Genomic DNA, 19,612 nt, shown 5'->3' with positions numbered 1-19,612 from the left:
ATCATTTAGATCAATATCATTTTTAATTTTCGAAATAAATCAGAATATATTTTAAAGGTCTATAACCTTCTTTCCAATCTTATAAACCGTTCCTCGGAAACCTGCTATAACCTCATCATTCTGATTTTTGATTGTGATATCATAAACCGCAGTTTTTCTGGTATCGTTCAAAAGAATACTTTCTGCAGTTAAAACATCGCCGTTTTTTGCAGCTTTTGTGAAATTAATATAACAATTGAGCGCCACCGCAGCTTCACCACTATTGTTGGAAGAAAATGCCAACGCCGAATCTGCAAAAGCAAATGTTACACCGCCGTGAACAGTTCCCAAACCATTTATCATTTCTGATTTGATGGGCATTTTGATAAGACAATAATTTTCCTTGATGTTAATTAACTCTATTCCGAGCCATTGAGAAAATAAATCTTTCTCAAACATATATCCTGCCGTTTCTCGAGCATTCATAAATAATAATTGATGATTGATAAATGATTAAATTTCTTTAATCTCTAAAACTCTCCGATTCTCAAACTCTCCAACTTATTTCCCTTTATAATTTGGCAAACGTTTTTCGATGAAAGCAGCTACTCCTTCCTTGAAATCTTCAGTTTCTGCTGCGTCTTGCTGAATAATAGATTCGTAATCCAACTGCTCAGAAAGCGTGAAAGAATATGATTTATTAAAGGCTTTTTTAGTCAGATAAAGTGCAGTTGTCGCAGCGTGAGAAAGCTGAGTTAAAACTTCCATAGATTTTTCTACAAATTCGGAATCTGAAAAAACATCAGCAACCAAACCTATTTTCTTAGCTTCTGTCGCAGGAACTTTCTTACCCGTAAAAGATAAATAGCTAGCCAACTGTCTTCCTACTAACTTGGGCAGATAATAAGTTCCCGCAGTATCCGGAATCAAACCAATATTCGCAAAGGCAAAAGAAAAATAAGAATTTTCTGTTGCTAGAGTAAAATCACAAATTGAAGCCAGCATTGCGCCGGCACCAACTGCCGGACCATTAACTAAAGCGATGACTGGTTTTTTACATTTAACAATTTCGAGAACCAAAGGATTATAGTATTCGATAACAAATCTCTGGATGGTTCTGTCATCTTCATCAAAACCTAAAGCTTCTTTTAAATTTTGTCCGGCACAAAAAGCCTTTCCTTTTCCAGCAATGGCAATACATCTTACGTTATCATCATTACTGAATTTGTGAACCGAATTTCGCAATTCTCTAAGCATAACTTCGGTAAGGCTGTTATAACTGTCGGGTTGATTCAGATAAATCAATTGCAGTTTTCCATCGAATTGGGAATCTATCTCTATTTGTGAATACATAGTTTTACTTTTTTGATATCAGCAATTTAATATATTTTATTGAAAGCATCGAAGAAATTTCTATTCTGGAAATAACAAAAGCCGACCATTGCTGATCGGCTTTAAAATTTATAAATAAATTGGAATTATTTAACAATTAATTTCTGAGTATAATTCGCTTTAGAAGAAGTTACTTTTAATAGGTAAACTCCTTTTGTCAAATTAACATTGAACTCATTAGTAGATTCACCTGTCGCTACATTGAATCCTGAAGTATGTACTACTCTACCATTCATATCATAGATCGCCACTTTTGCATTAGTTCCTAAATCTTTGGACTTGATAAAGAAGTTTCCATTTGAAGGATTTGGATATACTTTGATATTATTAGCATTGAAAGCACTTTCGTTAACAGCAAGAACCTGAGCATCTCTTGTACAAACTTCTAAAGTCCAAGAATTGATTTTTCCTGTAAGATTTCTAACATTATCAGATGCAAACAAGTTCCAAACACCTTTGGAGTCATTCCCTTTGAAGATAGCCAAAGATTCATCCGGCTTAACATTTCCGGTAATTGGAGACGCACAAACATAATTAGAACCTTCATCACTGAATGTTGCATTGATGCCTGAACTAGTACATTTTCTATTCCATAACCAAGCGGTTTGTCCTAAAGGTCCTTCTATACCAACAACAATCTGACTTGTTCTTGGATGTTCCACCACTGGGGTTACTTTTATTTTTGTAATCGTGCCACTTTCTTCAACATTGATAGGTACCAATACTTGAGGTGAAGAAATCGGACCACTTGTTGATCCTGTACCGTCATTAATGTCAACTGCTGGTCCTGTGTAAGAATATGTATTACAAACTTCTCCAGCAACCGAATAATCAATCACAAAACTTGGGCTCATTGCAAAATAAACATTATCAACAGCCTCAATCATAATATAAGCATTTGCTGCCTGAGACCCAGAAGGGATAGTTACAGACTCTTCGCCATCATTAGCTGTATTAGCAACTAAGGTTGTAAATGTCTTCCCACCATCGGTTGAAAATTTAATATTAACTAAACTGGTATTAACCGGAGCAACATTGGTGTTGGCAACATTCCATTTCACATTATAGGTATTGTTCGAAGTCAAACTTTCTCCAAATGTAGGCGCTGTCACAACAAATGGACCAGCAGTTGCACTTACCGTAACAACGACCTCATCTGTATTAGTTTGATTGCCTCCAACGCCATTGTCTCTGGCTGTTAAGGTGAAATTCAAAGTTCTTCCAACACTGGAAAGAGCTTCCCAACGCGTTGCATTGACTCCGGCCAAAACTTTTCCAAATTCAGGGAAATATCTTACAGGCTCAGATTTAGGTGGGAACATTTTAAAATTCGGTCCTCCTGTTTTAGTCGGAGACGCATAAGACCCAGATGTGAATTGGGCTGAAGTTGTTGCCGGATTATTTTGTTCCCAAACGTATGTCATTGCATCACCATCAGCATCGGTCACAGTTCCTTTCAAAACAAATGGTGTGCTGATTGGAATCGTAACATTAGGTCCAGCATCTACTACTGGTGGCGTATTAGTTAATGTTGTATTGACCGCACAAGCTTTATTAGCCAAGTTATTTTGAATCTGAAGAATATTTCTGTAAGTAAAGAAATCATTAGAATTAAATTGAGTATCATAAGAACCTGTAATCCCCGTATAGCCCATAATTGTATTTCCACTTCCTAACTCCACTTGCACACCTGTTCCTTCCGAACCACTGTAAGTGTGCGTATGATTAGCGCCTACCTGATGTCCCATTTCGTGCGCAACATAATCAATATCAAAAATATCACTTACAGGAATATAATGTGATGTGAAAGCTGATCCTTTAGAAGAATTGGTACAAATACAACCGATACATCCAGCATTTCCGTTGGGACTTGCATAAGCTAACAAATGTCCTATATCATAGTTTGCAGCACCGATAACGGATGTTAACGTTGACTGAACCTGAGAGTTAAAAGAACTTGTGTAAGGATCTGTGGCTGCATCAAGATAAATAATTGGCAAAATATCAATCAAATTAAAATGAACAGCCAAATCTTTCTCATACAAAGCATTAACTCTGGTAACCGTGTTTACAATAGCAGCTAAAACAATTGCCTTCTTCTCATCATCTGTTGCTCCTGTTGCACCAGCTCTCTGAATATGATATTGTGAATATTCTGCTTGTGCAGACATTGCTAATCTAAAAGTCTTATAAACTTTGTTATTGGATTTGTTAGATGTTGGCTCTTGTGAATCAGGATGGATAATCGCATCCATAGTAGAACAAACGAAAGCATCTTTTTCTTCCAATAATCTGGAAGAAGATTCATAAGAAGCATAAATATCATTTCCTACAGAGTAAGGCTCTATAAAACTTGAACCTCCACTTTTTAATATTGTTGATGATAATCCAAGATCAGAAACTGTGAACCTCAAATATGCAGTTGGATCAGTAATCCCAATACCTACATAGGACTTGATACTTGAATATTTTGCCTGAACTTCTGGTGTGAAGTTAGAATACTCCCAAACCTGAAACTTTTGTAATTCTCCTTTGTCATTTGGCATCAAAACCTCAACACCTTTTTCTCCGGAAAATCTTTGTGGTGCATTTTGCAACTTAGATTTCATCAAATCTTTATTCAAAGAAAAAAGCTGTTTTTCCTTAAGATTTGAAAACTCTTCTTTTACTTTTTTTCCAGTCGTATTAGTGACTTTGGACCACTGAGCAAAGCTTAGCATGGGTAAAATCACCGCAGACATTAATAGATATTTCTTCATATTAAATTATTTTGCGCAATTTATTAATTTTGAATGAAAATAAATAGCATTTAAATAAAAATAATCATAAAACATCACATTTATTATCAAAAATTTTAAATAAAAAAAAAGACATTTTAAATAGTAACTTCAAAAGAATAAATATTCTACAATTAAAAAAGTCAAGACATAAATCTTGACCTCTTGTTTTAATAATTTAAAATATGAATTTACTTTTTAATCAATTTATTCGTAAAGGTATTTCCGTTAGCCGTTTTCGTTTGAACGATATAGATACCGCTTTTTAGGTTACTTACATTAATTTTAGATTCATTGGAATGGATTGTGTTTACAAGACTTCCATTGCTCGAGTAGATATTCGTCGACACGATCTTAGTTCCGCTTAAGCCTTTAAATTCAAAATAATCCTGAGCAGGATTAGGATAAATGCCTACTTTAGAATTGAAATCAGCATCAGAAACATTCAGAATATCACATTCAGCTTGGAGTTCATATAAACATTCCTGATTCAAAAGCTGAAACCAAGGGAAACTATTGCCACCCATTGCAAGGCTCTCTCCCACTACGCCTTCGCCAGTATCGTAATGAGCGGTTGTTGCCCAGGCATTAGCATCAGATTTTGTACTCATCCAAACCCTTCCGTCAGACATTGTTCCGTTTAACAAAATTGGATTCGCTAACTTCACTTTTACTTTTCTTACAACAAACTCGTGCAAAGGTTCGTAACCAACATCTTCGTAAGATTCAATTGTACAATCCTTCACCTCGAACAATTGTTGATTCGGGATATTTCGCCTTGGATCTTCCGGGTCTTCTGGCGTAGAAAGAATATTATCATAAAAGATAAAATTAACAAAAGTTGGTGGTAGCTTACTCGCCAGAGTTACAACGATACTATTAATTTTAATGGTCTGATTAGCTTCGACTGGAATATCAACCGCCGCCTTCTGTCCGCTGTTTCCGATGATAAAAACACCGTTTTGCTCTTCGGTGTCATTAATAACAACCGTATTACAAGCTTCTGCTTTTGCCGCTAATTTAGTTTGAGTTTTAACTTCTCCGGATAATGATTTGGAAACAGAATTTCCGTAACCTAAGTTTTGCGAATAGGAAAAAATAGAACCTAGCGCAGATAAAAAAAGTACAATTTTCTTCATAATTAATTTTTTAAGATTTTTTTAAAATACATTGAGATAATCCCATCAATCAGAAATATATTTTATCTCATTGATGAAGTAAATGTATATACTTTAAGAATTAAAAAACAGCATTACACTTTTGAAATATCATATTTCAAAAACCAAAAATCATTTTTAAAACCCTGATAAATAAAAGATTAAATATTTTTATATTTCCTTTCCGCTTCTCTCAAAAAAGCCGACGGTGAAATCCCGGTTACGTTTTTGAAAATCGTAGTAAAAGAACTGTGGGATGAAAAACCGGCTTCTTCCGCCAGATAACTTATTTTATAATTGAGAAATTCCGGGCGCTCGTTGATTTGTTTGCAGATATAATTAATGCGAAGTTCGTTGAGATATTGATTGAAGTTTTTTTCTTTATGTTTTTTAATCGTCTCCGAAAGATAGGTCGGATTGGTTTTGAACATCACCGCCAGACTTGCAACTGTCAATTTTGAATTGGTAAATTTCGCCGACTCTTCAAACTTTTCTAATTTCTCAAGAATCATCGTCTCAGCAGAATTTGGGACAGAAAACAAAGGTTTTTCTTTTTCCTCAATTTCAGGTTGTACAATTTTAATAGGTTCAGCAATTTTGTTTATTTCCTGTTTTTCAAGATTGTTAATAAAATTTTGATAAAGAATTTTCTCCTTTTTTCTTTTTTGATTGATATAAAACACACTGATTCCTCCAATCAAAACCAATAAAACACAACCAATAATTAAAAGATTGTTGTGACTTTCCTTATCTGAAATTTTCTCAAGAAGATTTTTTTGTTCCTCAGAAACCGCTGTGTTAATCGCTTTCAGATTATTTTCTTTGACACCCGGCTCCAAGTCCAAAAGCTTCTCAGAATACTTAATATATTTATCGTGATTATTTAATACTTTGTAAGAGGCTATCAGCTTTTTATACATATCAGCTTTTAACCTGTTGTCTTTGAAGTCATTTTCTTTCAGAACAGTTTCCAAAGAATCTATCGCTCTTTGATGTTCATTCTTCGCTGCATAGACTTTAGCTAAATTATTGTAAATAAAATACTTAAACTCTTTATTTTCATTATCCCGAATCGCTAAAGCTTTATTAAGAAAATATTCCGCCGAATCATTTTGTTTAAGGTAAGCATAAGAAACACCCATATTATAGAACGCTCTACGAAATTGGAAAATGTTCTTTTTATTGGGGTTTCCAATATTTCCTAAAAACTTCAACGCTTTTTGATAATCTTTCTTTGCGACCAAAAAGTTTTCCTTATCCGCTTCCAGATTTCCATATTCGATATACAATCTTGCTGTCAGATAATTCTTTTCATAACCATTCGGAAGTTTATCGACTTCTTGTTTCGACAAATCGAGATAAGGTTTTATTTTCTCAGGAAAGTTGAGAAACGAATATTGGTTGGCGATTGAACCGTAGATTTTGGCTTTCAGTTTTGTATTATCCAATTTTTCAGCAATTTCTTTTGCCTTAAAAAGCATTTCAGTGGACTTAGCAAAATCCGGTTTTTTAATTTTAAGATAAGCATCCGCCATTTTCATTCGGACTTCGTACTTTTCTTCGTCAGAAATTGTTTGCCCTAATTTTTGAAGACTTTGTTCGATGATTTGCTCAGGTGAAATTTTACTTTTATCCAAAGTCTCAGCACCAGACAGGTCTTCCTGATTTTGCTTTTGTCCAAAACAAAATAAAATTGTAAAAACAGCAAAGAAAATTAAGACGAGACGATTCAAGGTCAGATTTTTATTCACTCAAATTTATAAATAAAAATCCCGAATTAAAATAATGATGAATTGTTTCCAAAAACATGTTACAAATTGACAATTATTTTTAATCTAAATTCTAAACTTTCGGAAATTTTGTCTCTTCAAATTAATACAAAATTAAATAATTCGGAAATTTTGTCCTTAATTTTTAAAAAATCATCAATAGAATAGTTTTTGTGATTTAGGTTTCAGAATTAAATGATTGATGAAGCATTAAGATTAGAATTAGCAACTTTGATCTTAATGTTTTTTGAAAAAACAAAAATCATTTTTTTCAAATTGATAATTGTATAAATTTTGTACTAATCAATTAACTAGAAACCAACAACAATCAACTAAAAATATTATGAATTTAAATCAATATACTGTAAAATCACAAGAAGCCATCCAGGCTGCGCAACAAGTGGCGATGGAATTTGGCAATCAGCAGATTGAACCTCAACATCTCCTTGAAGGAATTTTTCAGGTAGATGAAAATATATCGCCTTTCTTACTGAAAAAATCTGAAGCAGATGCTACTTTAGTAAGAGAACGCAACCGTGAAAATTTAGAAAAACTTCCCAAAGTACAGGGAGGAAACATTTATCTTTCACAATCAGCGAACAAAGTTTTGCTTGATGCACCCAATATCGCTAAAAAAATGGGCGATGAATATGTAACGATTGAGCATTTATGGCTTTCTTTATTGGAAACCAATTCAGAAGTTTCGAAAATGCTTAAAGATATGGGCGTTACGAAAAACCTTTTGGAAGGTGGAATTAAAGAATTAAGAAAAGGTTCGAAAGCAACTTCTGCAAGTTCGGAAGAAACTTATCAGTCTTTAAATAAATATGCTAAAAACTTCAATGAATTAGCAGCGGAAGGAAAACTGGATCCGGTAATCGGACGTGATGAAGAAATCAGAAGGGTTTTACAAATTCTTTCAAGAAGAACAAAAAATAATCCGATTCTGATTGGTGAACCCGGTGTTGGTAAAACCGCAATCGCTGAAGGGATTGCCCACAGAATTATCAGTGGCGACGTTCCTGAAAATCTGATGGATAAGACTTTATATTCATTGGATATGGGAGCTTTAATTGCTGGAGCAAAATATAAAGGTGAATTTGAAGAGCGTTTGAAATCCGTAGTAAATGAAGTCATCAAATCAGATGGACAAATCATTCTCTTCATCGACGAGATCCACACTTTGGTGGGAGCCGGAGGCGGTGAAGGGGCGATGGATGCAGCGAATATTTTGAAACCAGCTTTAGCAAGAGGTGAATTAAGAGCTATCGGTGCAACGACTTTAAATGAATATCAAAAATATTTTGAAAAAGATAAAGCGTTGGAAAGACGTTTCCAGAAAGTAATGGTGGAAGAACCGGATACAGAATCAGCCATTTCCATCCTTCGAGGAATTAAAGATAAATATGAAGCTCACCACAAAGTAAGAATCAAAGATGAGGCGATTATTGCAGCCGTTGAGATGTCTCAACGATATATTTCAGACCGATTTTTACCGGATAAAGCGATTGATTTGATTGATGAAGCTTCTGCAAAATTAAGAATGGAAATCAATTCAAAACCTGAAGAGTTGGATGTTTTAGACAGAAAACTGATGCAGATGGAAATTGAATTGGCTGCGATTTCAAGAGAGGGAAATCAGACGAAAATAGATCATTTAAAAGAAGACATTGCAAAAATTTCTGAGCAGAGAAATGAAATCAATGCGAAATGGCTTAAAGAAAAACAAAAATCCGAAGATTTAACCCAGATTAAAAAAGATATAGAATCTCTGAAACTGGAAGCAGAAAGAGCTTCTAGAGCAGGAGATTACGCAAAAGTTGCGGAAATCCAATACGGAAAACTTCGTGAAAAAGAAGAAGAGCTTTCCAAATTGGAACTCGAGATGCAAAATCATCAGAATGAATTGATTAAAGAAGAAGTAACTTCTGAAAATATCTCTGAAGTGATCGCAAAATGGACAGGGATTCCTGTAACCAAACTTCTTCAATCTGAAAGAGAAAAATTATTGAGTCTTGAAACTGAACTTCATCACAGAGTTGTAGGACAGGATGAAGCGATTACAGCTGTTGCCGATGCGATCAGAAGAAACAGAGCGGGATTAAGTGACGATAAAAAACCAATTGGCTCATTCCTATTCTTAGGAACAACCGGAGTCGGAAAGACCGAGCTGGCAAAAGCCTTAGCAGAGTTTTTATTCGATGATGAAAACAATATGACGAGAATTGATATGAGTGAATATCAGGAGCGTCATAGCGTTTCGAGATTAGTGGGTGCGCCTCCTGGATATGTCGGTTATGACGAAGGTGGTCAGTTGACCGAAGCGGTACGAAGAAGACCTTATTCTGTAGTTCTTTTAGATGAGATTGAAAAAGCGCATCCCGATGTTTTCAATACTTTATTGCAGGTTTTGGATGACGGAAGATTGACTGATAATAAAGGTCGTGTGGTGAATTTCAAAAACTCGATCATCATTATGACTTCGAATTTGGGTTCACATTTAATTCAGGAGAATTTTGAAAATATTACTGATGAGAATCAGGATGAAATTGTTGACAAAACAAAAGATGAGGTCTTTGATTTATTGAAACAGACGTTGCGTCCGGAATTCCTGAACAGGATTGACGAGGTGGTATTGTTCCAGCCTTTAAGAAAAAAAGAAATCGGAAAAATTGTTACGTATCAGTTGAGAGGATTCAATGATATGTTGGCAAAACGAAATATCATTATGACCGCAACTCAAGACGCCGTAGATTATCTGATGAATAAAGGGTACGATCCTGTTTTCGGAGCCAGACCATTGAAAAGAGTGATCCAGCAGGAAGTTCTGAATAAATTATCCAGAGAGATCCTCGCAGGAACTGTGAATGACGGTGACAGAATTACTTTAGATTATTTCGAGGAAACAGGTTTGGTTTTCAGACCGGTGGAATAAGAGTTAAATTTTTCTTCATATTAAATACTATTTTAAACAAGAAAACCTCAGCTGATTTGCTGAGGTTTTTGTTTTTCATAATCCCAATGTAACAAAATTATCGTTTATGTGTCTTTTTAATAAGAAGAAAAATTATTTTATGAAAAGAGTGATATGTTCCATTGTTGTTTTATGTAGTATTTCAATATTTTCTCAGGAAATAAAATCTGATAGTATCAAAGAAACTAAGGAAATTCAGGAAGTTATTTTAAAATCCCAGCGAAAAAAACAATACTCGGACAAAGCTGTTTATACTTTTGACAAAGAAGCTTTGGAAAAAGCCAGATATGCAAAAGATTTGATAAAAACCTTGCCCGAATTACAACTAGACCCTATTTCCAATACACTGAAAAGTACAAAAGGCGGAACAACTCTTTTCCTTATCAACGGAATTGAAGCCAGCGATATGCAAATCCGGAGTGTACAACCTTCCGAAGTGGTAAAAGTAGAATATTATGACATTCCTCCGGCAAGATGGGCAACAAGAGCCGACCAGGTTGTGAACCTCATCACAAGAAATCCAGAAACGGGCTATGTATTTGGAGCTGATACAACGACAGCCTTCAACACAGGTTTTGTAAATGGCTCCGCTTATGGAAATTACACAAAAGGTAAAAACGATTTCGGATTGGAGTATTCCATCAACCTGAGAAATTATAATAACCGAACTGTCAAAAGTATTTACGACTACGATCTTAATGATTCTCACTATCGTTCAGAAGAAGGCAAAAGAGACCATTTCGGTTACACTTATCAGAATCTTGTATTGAGATACACACTTTCTGTTCCGGAAAAATATGTATTTCAGACAAAAGTGAATTTAGACTTGTTTACCAGCTTCATAAAAGGAAAGGGACAAAGTATTTTTTACAAAGACGATATTACGGAACAACACGGAATGTTCAAAAATGGAAACTCCAGTTATAAAAAACCAACCTTGGATTTATATTTTTCTAAAAATATAGGTAAGAAAGACGAACTCAGCATTAATTTGGTGGGTTCGTCTTTCACGACCAATAATTCAGAATTGGCAAAAGAGTGGGATTTGAGTTCGGGTAACTCTGTGTATGACAATGATATGAACCTGAAAGCAAAGCAGAGCGGGATTGTTGGAGAGATTGCACACGTCCACACATTTGAAAAAGGGAAATTATCATCCGGATATAGAATCTCTAATACTTCTATTTCTAATGAGCTTCAGAATCTGGAAGGTTTTTCAGAATATCGTGTTAATTATCTGGAGCAATATCTTTATACAGAATATTCCGGCAAAATCAACAAATTCTCTTACAGATTGGGAGCAGGGCTGACCAACATCCATAACAAAAGTGCAGAAAACGTAGATGATGAATGGACAATTACTCCAAAAATTATTTTGAGCTATTCTATCAACAACAATCAAAGCCTACGTTTTACCAGCAGTTACAAACCACAAAGCCCGGGAAGTTCCGCACTCAGCAGTAACGTTGTTCAGATGGCGCCGAATATTGTTCAACGAGGGAATCCTTTTCTGAAAACAGCCCAACGATGGGGAAATAACTTGATTTATTCTTATAATAACAAGTATTTCGATTTCAATACCAATCTGTTTTATTGGTATAACAACAGAGCTATCAATCAATATTATGTCCTTGACGAGGGACTCGGCGGATATGCTTTAACATACGAGAATGCGAAAAATTCTCAGCAATATGGAGTTCAGCTTACCGGTTCATACAAACCTTTCGGAAATAGCTTACTTGTCATAAAAGCACAAATTTCACCAGCATCCGAAACCGTAAAAACAAGCGACGGAAAATTGATTAAAAACAATTATATCGGAAATAACTTCATTCTATCGTCAGAATACAAATCGTTTAACATTCAGTATGAATTCAATATTCCTGTGTATAATTTGAATGGTGCTTTTTTGACTACGAATGAAAATGCCAGCCATCTTTTTGCAAGTTATAAGCTAAAGGAATGGACTTTCACGACAGGAATGTATTGGCTCGGAATGCCTTCGGATTACAAAACCAAAAGTCTACCGGAAAGCTTGGTCAACTATTCCCGACACAATCAAATCTGGAATAACAAGTCTATGCTCATCCTTGGCTTAAGCTACGATTTCTCTAAAGGTAAAAAGAATCAAATCGACAAAAAGCTGAATAACAGCACTGCTCCTGCAGCAACTTTTTAAAAATGTCAAAAGAGATAAAAAACTTTAGAGACACAGAGGAAACAGGCTTGATTTTCAGATTTGTAGAATGAAATTTAAATTATTTTTCCTATTAAACACTATTTAAAAAAGAAAACCTCAGCCAAATAAACTGAGGTTTTCTTTTTCATTGAAGTCATTCTTTACTTGATATTCACCAATTCCACATCAAAGATTATAGTAGAACCTCCCGGAATTGCACCTCCAGCACCTTGATCTCCATAAGCTAAATCAGAAGGAATGTAAAATCTGTATTTAGCCCCTTTACTCATCAGCTGGATTCCTTCTGTCCAACCTGGGATTACAGCACCCAGATTGATATCCGCTGGCGCACCACCATTTTTGTCGGTAGAATCGAAAACAGTTCCATCGAGCAATTTTCCGGTATATTTTACCTGTACAACATCAGATGCTTTTGGTTTTGTTTTACCATCACCTTCCTGAAGTACTTCATATTGTAAACCAGAAGCAGTAGTTTTCACTTTTGGGTTAGTCTTATTTTTCGCAAGAAACTCCAGACCTTTTTTCTTATTTTCAGAGCCTTGCGCATTTGCTTCTGATTGTTTCTTTTGATGTTGCTTCATCATAAAATCTTGCATAAAGCTGTTCATCTCTTCAGCTGGCAACATCTTTTTCTTCGTGCTGTCCATTTCCTCTTTGATACCTTGAGCCAAAAGTTCTGCATCTACTTTGAAGCCTTCTTGTTTCATATTTTGAGCGATGCTCATTCCTATGTAATAAGACGCTTTTTGCTCGTCGGTGTATTTGCTGTCATTTTTTTTATCTCCTTCCTTAGCACAAGAAATAATACTAAGTGTAGCTACGCAAAACAATGCGATAGTCTGTCTTTTCATTGGATAATTTTATTAATTATAATTAACCTGCAAATCTATCATTTATTAAAGAATTATCTCTGCCACAAAGAAGTTTTCTATAATAAAATTTGATTTATGAATCCGAAATCACTTTATCCAAATCCAGTAGAAGATAATTGATATTTTGATTAATGGTTCTTGTAGCAGACTGCATTTGATTCAGCATTGAAGCACGATTATGTAAGTCAGACGAACGATAAAGTCCCCCGTTTCCAAAATTCACAGACTGATTGGCGGTATTCTCATCGCTGTCAAACTGGTACTGAATCCACCTTTGTTTCATATTCTCGATGATAGAATGTTCTCGGTTTCCCGTAAATTTCTTCTCCGTATACATATACCAAATGAAGGGCGGAAAATTTTTGGACAGTAATTTTTGTTCCCAAATATCACGTAAGAGATTTCGCCCGTGGATGAATTCCACTTTCTTACCTTTCGGGTTAAATGTTGCCAAACCCAATCCTGCTCCCAGCAAACCACCGCCAATATTCACAGCATTTTCTACACCATTATTTTTGATAACACCACCTGCAACAGAGGTTACTGCACCTGTAATAATCGAAAAAAGAATCAGCCTGTTGTTTCGGTTGCTGTTCATATTATCCACATAATTGGCCATTTGCGCAACTCTTTCACCTTCGCAGTCAAACTCCGCAGCAACAGCATCCAATTCTGTCAACGCAATACTGATTTTACTGTTGATTTTAGTTTTGAGCTGAACCACTCTCAATTGAGATTTTAACGTCGAATCTTTTTTCAAATCGATGATTTTCTCTGCTTCATCAATACTTTCCAAAGCATTCAGAATCAAAATACTTTGGTCAGAAAAATATCGCTTAAGCTTCTGATTGGCCGCAATGATAGAATCAGAATTATAAGATGGAATCTTCTGAGAATAGTTGTACTGCAAAGGCGCTTTACAATAGCTGTCCTTCAAAGTCAGGATATTCTGCTGAATAGTTTTATTCTTCTGTGAAACGCAGGACGAAAAGAATAGCAATATCAATAAAAGACCAATATTTTTCATACAAAATCTCTTTTGTAAAAACTAAAATTAAAGACTCTTCAAATTATCATCCGGTGTATAATCCATAAAAATCCCACCATCCAGATTCACAGATTTGATTTTCTTCTTTACGGGAATATTCAGACTGGTAGATTTCTGGTCTTTCTCCCAAACAACTGGCGTGAAATGTCCTTTTTCCGTCGTTCCATCTTCATAAGTCAAAACCACATCAAACGGAATTGCAAATCCACCCACATTATCAACTGTCAAAACCATCTGATTCTTGTCCTGAGAAACAGAACTGATTTTCAAATCAATATAATGATTTGTGTAAAACCAATTATTGAAAAACCAATTCAGATTCTTCCCGGAACCTGCATTCATAGAATTGAAATAATCCCAAGGAATCGGATGTTTCCCGTTCCAGTTATCCATATAAGTATGAAGCGCTTTTTTGAACAGTTCATCACCCAAATAATCCTTCAAAGCCAGATAACTCAACGCCGGCTTCACATACGCATTATTACCGTAACCTGCTCCTGAAAGCTGTGAACTAAGTGTAATAATTGGTTGGTCCTGTTCAGTAGAAGCATCATTAATCCAACGCTTCACACGGAAGTTTTTCATAAATTGATCTGCAGCTTCTTTTCCGTTTTCATCTATGCCGATCAGATATTCCAGCATAGTCGCCCAGCCCTCATCCATATAAGCATATCGCGTTTCGTTGATTCCCATATAAAAAGGAAAATAAGTGTGCGCAATCTCGTGGTCAGCGGTCAATCTCGCATCCCGAAGATCATCAGGAATACTCGTGTCGTTTATCATCATCGGATATTCCATATCAGCGTAGCCTTGGATAGCTGTCATGACAGGAAAAGGATATTCCACGCCTGGCCAGTTATCGGTAAACCATTTCAGGTTATAGCGCATCCAACCTGTATATTGTTCAAAATCTTTGGCACCAGCTTTATACGCAGATTGCACGCTCGCTCTTTTTGTTTTTAATTGAACGCTAGACGCATCCCAAACATAGTGATTACTTAATGCAAAACAAAAATCAACAATATGATTCGCTTTGAATTTCCAGATATTCCATTCATTTTGCTTTGTCACTTTCCCCGATTTCATTTCTTCGGCATTCGCAACGTGGATGATTTTATCTGATTTCAAAGATTCCTTAAAACGTTTCAGATATTCTGGCTGAAGAACTTCATCCGGGTTCAGAAAATCCCCTGTAGACCAAACCACAAAATTCTTAGGCGCAGAAATCGAAAAAGAATAATCATTGAAATCATTATAAAACTCCTGTCTGCCGTTATGCTGCAACATATCCCAACCGTTGTAGTCATCATAAACCGACACTCTCGGGAAAGAATAGGCTACATAAAACGTCTCTGGGTCGATTTGCCCTTCTCTTCCACTTTCCTTTGCCAATGGATATTCCCAATCGATTTTGATTTCAGTTTTAGATTTTGACGCCAATGGTTTTGTTAATTTCACGGCCTCAACAGTTGACCAGTTATCACTATTGATATTATATTTTTCTCCGTTGATGTAGAAAGATTTAATTTTCAAACCATCTGTCAAAGCATCTTTCGAAGCATAGCCAGCTCTTGCAGATTGTGGTTTGGTCATATTATTTACAAATCTAATCGCTAAGATTTTCAATTCATCAGGACTATTATTAGAATACTGAATCACCTCGGAACCAGAAACAATCTTGGTTTCTGCATCCACTTTAACATTCACATCATAAACCCCTTTGTTTTGCCAATAGTTTTTTCCTGGCTTTCCAGACATATCACGTGTTCCGCTGGCATAAGCTTTTTTAATATTTCTCGGCATATACAATTCCTGCGCAGACATTGTAGCCCCTATCAGCATCAATCCCAATAATAGTTTGTTCATTTTATAACAATTAGAAATCAAAAATAAAAATTTAAAATGAAAAGATAATTTTCGGAATTCCAGAAAAAATTAAAAGCATCTCATTTTCAGCAAATAAAATCAATCCAAACAAACGATTAATTAAATATTATCCAATACATTTAATTAATTTTTAAATATTATTTAAAACAAATAAAGAATTAATGAAAAAAATATATACATTTGATTAAAATTTTAAAAATATAACCCTATGAAGAAAACTTTTTTTTACCTAGCTACAGCCATTGCATTGACTGCCTGTACTCAAAACTCTGAAACCGAAACTTTGGCAGAGGAAAATTCTACAACCACCGTAGCCGCAAGAAGGTCTTGTCCTTCTGAAGAAATCAGACAACAATTACTAAGTACAGATGCCAGTGCGAGAGCAAGATACGCTAACATAGAAGCAGGACTTCAATCTTTTATTACTTCGGGAAAGGTTTTAGCAGATGGTTCCGTAGATATTCCGGTTGTAGTTAATGTATTGTACAAGTCATCTGCAGAAAATATTTCTGATGCGAGAATTGCTGAACAAATTGCTATTCTTAATGCTGATTTTGCAGGAACTAATACGGATGCTACCAAAATCCCGACAGAATTTTCAGGTGTTAAAGCAGGCGATACTCAGGTGAGATTTCATCTTGTAAAAACCGTAAGAAAAGCTACCACTAAAACAAAATGGGGCACTAATGATGCTATGAAAAAATCATCTTCGGGTGGAATTGATGCAACTAGCCCATCTAATTATTTCAATCTTTGGGTTGTTGGAAATATGGGTGGAATTCTTGGATATGCAACATTTCCAGAATCTGCAGGACTTTGGAACGATGGTGTTGTAATCGCAGCGCCCTATTTTGGAAAAACTGGTGCTACAGCGCCTTATAATCTTGGAAGAACTGCAACACACGAAGTTGGACATTATCTTAACTTAAGACATATCTGGGGCGATGCATCTTGTGGAAATGATCTCGTTGCTGATACACCAACACAAACTGGTGCCAATTATGGAAAACCAACCTATCCATTATATAACACTTGCAGCGGAACTTCTAGATCTGTAATGTTTATGAATTATATGGATTATGTGGATGATGCTGCGATGTTTATGTTCTCTGCTGGTCAGAAAGCAAGATCTCAATCTGTATTGACTTCCAGTGGAGCTAGATCTGGTTTAAGAGTATACTAACTAACTATTTAATTATTTTCAAGCTGTTTTCACCTTTTGGTAAAAACAGCTTTTTTGTTTTAAATATCGTTATTAATGAATTAAATATTAATTTTACAAATATTAATTTCTCAAAAAGAGACAAAAAGTTTTCTCATGAAAAAATATTTCCTTTCCTTCCTGTTTATAATTTTAGCGACTAGCATTTCTGCCCAGAAAAACATAGAGCAAAAAGTCAATGAACTGATTTCCAAAATGACTCTGGAAGAAAAAGCCGGACAACTCGTGCAATACAGCGGCTTCGAATATGCGACAGGGCCACAAAACTCTAACTCAAAAAAAGTTTTGGAAGAAATCAAACAAGGAAAAGTCGGTTCTATGCTGAATGTCACAGGCGCAGAAGAAACCAGAGCGTTCCAAAAATTAGCTTTAGAATCCAGATTGAAAATCCCATTGATATTCGGGCAAGATGTGATTCACGGCTTCAGAACGACTTTTCCTGTCAATCTTGGTCAGGCAGCAAGCTGGGATTTGGAAATGATAGAAAAATCTGAAAGAATCGCAGCGATAGAAGCATCCGCATACGGCATCCAATGGACATTTGCACCAATGGTAGACATCGCAAGAGACCCAAGATGGGGACGTGTAATGGAAGGCTCAGGTGAAGATACTTATCTCGGAACTAAAATCGGATTAGCGAGAATCAGGGGTTTCCAGGGAAAAGGTTTGGGAAATATTGACGCGATAATGGCGTGCGCAAAACACTTCGCAGCTTACGGCGCTGCAGTTGGTGGTAGAGATTACAATTCTGTTGATATGAGTTTGAGACAACTCAATGAAACATATCTACCTCCTTTCAAAGCCGCGGCTGATGCTGGTGTCGCCACTTTTATGAATTCCTTCAACGATATTAATGGAATTCCTGCAACGGCTAACAAATATATCCTAAGAGATTTATTAAAAGGGAAATGGAACTTCAATGGTTTTGTGGTTTCCGATTGGGGAAGTATCGGCGAAATGATAAAGCACGGCTATGTCAAAGACAATGCTGAAGCCGGAGAAAAAGCCATTCTTGCAGGAAGTGATATGGATATGGAAAGCAGAATCTATATGGAACAACTCCCAAAACTGGTAAAAGAAGGAAAAGTGGATATCAAGTTCGTGGATGATGCCGTAAGAAGAATTTTGATTAAAAAATTTGAATTAGGATTATTTGATGATCCGTACAGGTTTTCTAATAACGATAGACAAAAACAGCAAACCAACAATCTTGAGAACAGAAAATTCGGGAGAGAATTTGGAGCGAAAAGTGTGGTACTATTGAAAAATGAAAAGAAAATCCTTCCGCTTTCAAAATCTACAAAAACAGTCGCTTTAATTGGGCCTTTCGGAAAAGAAGCGGTTGCGATGCACGGATTCTGGTCGGTTCCTTTCAAAGATGATGCGCAAAGAATCGTAACTCAATTTGATGGAATTAAGAATCAATTAGATAACAATTCAACTTTACTTTACGCCAAAGGTTGTAATGAAAATGACCAGGACAAATCGATGTTTGCAGAAGCCATCGAAACAGCTAAAAAAGCAGATGTCGTGATAATGACGCTTGGCGAAGGACACGCAATGAGTGGCGAAGCGAAAAGCCGAAGCAATATCCATTTCTCGGGCGTTCAGGAAGATTTATTAAAAGAAATTGCTAAAACCGGAAAACCAATTGTATTAATGATTAATGCAGGAAGACCTTTGGTTTTTGATTGGGCGGCGGATAATATTTCGACAATTATTTACAGCTGGTGGTTAGGAACTGAAGCTGGAAATTCTATCGCAGACATTTTATTTGGAAATGTAAATCCAAGTGGAAAACTGCCAATGACATTCCCTAGAACAGAAGGTCAAATCCCTGTTTATTACAACCATTACAATACAGGAAGACCAGCTGAAAAATCAACAGATAGAAACTATGTTTCCGCTTATATCGATTTGGATAACGACCCGAAATTTCCTTTTGGATTCGGATTGAGTTATACGGATTTCAAATATTCGAACTTTAATCTGAGTTCTGAAAATCTTAAAGGTGACCAAACTTTAACCATCAATGTGAATGTTGCCAATACAGGAAATTTTAACGGTGAAGAAGTGGTTCAGTTGTATATCAGAGATTTGTTTGGGAAAGTAGTGAGACCTGTCAAAGAACTTAAAGGTTTCCAAAAAATAGCTTTGAAGAGAGGTGAAAACAAAACGGTTACTTTCAAATTAACACCAGAAGATTTGAAATTCTATGATGACGAACTGAAATATGATTGGGAAGCCGGCGAATTTGAAATAATGGTCGGGACTAATTCCAGCGATGTGATGACAAAGAAGATTGTTTGGAATAAGTAACTTTGTTTTCAAATAA

12 protein-coding genes are annotated in these 19,612 nt (G+C 35.7%); 4 read left to right on the top strand and 8 right to left on the bottom strand.

The window, feature by feature from the left end:
- Positions 1-51 precede the first annotated feature (51 nt).
- The 5 genes from BXY58_RS04180 to BXY58_RS04160 form a co-directional block, all read right to left on the bottom strand.
- On the bottom strand, positions 52-465 hold the full coding sequence (locus BXY58_RS04180) for a hotdog fold thioesterase (RefSeq protein WP_120212560.1): 414 nt from the start codon (positions 463-465) through the stop codon (positions 52-54).
- 75 nt (positions 466-540) lie between these two features.
- The gene (locus BXY58_RS04175; protein WP_120212559.1) at positions 541-1,332 is read right to left on the bottom strand and encodes an enoyl-CoA hydratase/isomerase family protein; all 792 of its coding nucleotides are present in this window, start codon (positions 1,330-1,332) and stop codon (positions 541-543) included.
- A gap of 125 nt (positions 1,333-1,457) precedes the next feature.
- Positions 1,458-4,130 (bottom strand): reprolysin-like metallopeptidase, encoded by a 2,673-nt coding sequence (locus BXY58_RS04170; RefSeq protein ID WP_120212558.1) that lies wholly within the window; start codon positions 4,128-4,130, stop codon positions 1,458-1,460.
- A 209-nt stretch (positions 4,131-4,339) separates the two neighbouring features.
- A complete protein-coding gene (locus tag BXY58_RS04165) occupies positions 4,340-5,287 on the bottom strand; it encodes a T9SS type A sorting domain-containing protein (RefSeq protein ID WP_120212557.1) in 948 nt (315 codons plus the stop codon).
- A gap of 179 nt (positions 5,288-5,466) precedes the next feature.
- Positions 5,467-7,038: a helix-turn-helix domain-containing protein gene (locus BXY58_RS04160; protein ID WP_147366805.1), complete on the bottom strand. Its 1,572-nt coding sequence runs from the start codon at positions 7,036-7,038 to the stop codon at positions 5,467-5,469.
- A gap of 379 nt (positions 7,039-7,417) precedes the next feature.
- On the opposite strand from BXY58_RS04160, the gene clpB reads away from it, so the two are divergent.
- Together clpB and BXY58_RS04150 are read left to right on the top strand one after the other, a co-directional pair.
- Positions 7,418-10,009 (top strand): ATP-dependent chaperone ClpB, encoded by a 2,592-nt coding sequence (clpB, locus tag BXY58_RS04155; protein WP_120212874.1) that lies wholly within the window; start codon positions 7,418-7,420, stop codon positions 10,007-10,009.
- Between the two features lie 139 nt (positions 10,010-10,148).
- Complete coding sequence (locus BXY58_RS04150) at positions 10,149-12,227, top strand: outer membrane beta-barrel protein (protein WP_120212873.1); 2,079 nt, start codon at positions 10,149-10,151, stop codon at positions 12,225-12,227.
- Positions 12,228-12,388: 161 nt separating this feature from the next.
- On the opposite strand, the gene bamJ is transcribed toward BXY58_RS04150, so the two are convergent.
- The 3 genes from bamJ to BXY58_RS04135 all read right to left on the bottom strand — a co-directional run bounded on the left by bamJ (position 12,389) and on the right by BXY58_RS04135 (position 16,034).
- Positions 12,389-13,099 (bottom strand): BamJ family beta-barrel-assembly machinery protein, encoded by a 711-nt coding sequence (bamJ, locus tag BXY58_RS04145; RefSeq protein ID WP_120212555.1) that lies wholly within the window; start codon positions 13,097-13,099, stop codon positions 12,389-12,391.
- Positions 13,100-13,193: 94 nt separating this feature from the next.
- Positions 13,194-14,147 carry a hypothetical protein gene (locus BXY58_RS04140; protein WP_120212554.1) on the bottom strand — a complete coding sequence of 318 codons (954 nt, stop codon included), beginning with the start codon at positions 14,145-14,147 and terminating at the stop codon, positions 13,194-13,196.
- Positions 14,148-14,174: 27 nt separating this feature from the next.
- Complete coding sequence (locus tag BXY58_RS04135) at positions 14,175-16,034, bottom strand: M1 family metallopeptidase (RefSeq protein WP_120212553.1); 1,860 nt, start codon at positions 16,032-16,034, stop codon at positions 14,175-14,177.
- A 229-nt stretch (positions 16,035-16,263) separates the two neighbouring features.
- Here BXY58_RS04135 and BXY58_RS04130 point away from each other — a divergent pair, with 229 nt between their 5' ends.
- On the top strand, positions 16,264-17,238 hold the full coding sequence (locus BXY58_RS04130) for a zinc metalloprotease (protein ID WP_120212552.1): 975 nt from the start codon (positions 16,264-16,266) through the stop codon (positions 17,236-17,238).
- 135 nt (positions 17,239-17,373) lie between these two features.
- Entirely contained in the window at positions 17,374-19,596 is a 2,223-nt protein-coding gene (gene bglX, locus BXY58_RS04125; RefSeq protein ID WP_120212551.1) for a beta-glucosidase BglX, read from the top strand.
- The last annotated feature ends 16 nt before the right edge of the window (positions 19,597-19,612 follow it).

The sequence above is a fragment of the Epilithonimonas arachidiradicis genome, assembly GCF_003610695.1.
Lineage (GTDB): Bacteria > Bacteroidota > Bacteroidia > Flavobacteriales > Weeksellaceae > Epilithonimonas > Epilithonimonas arachidiradicis.
The sequence above is the reverse complement of the archived record's forward strand: the minus strand, read 5'-3'. Positions and strand labels throughout refer to the sequence as shown.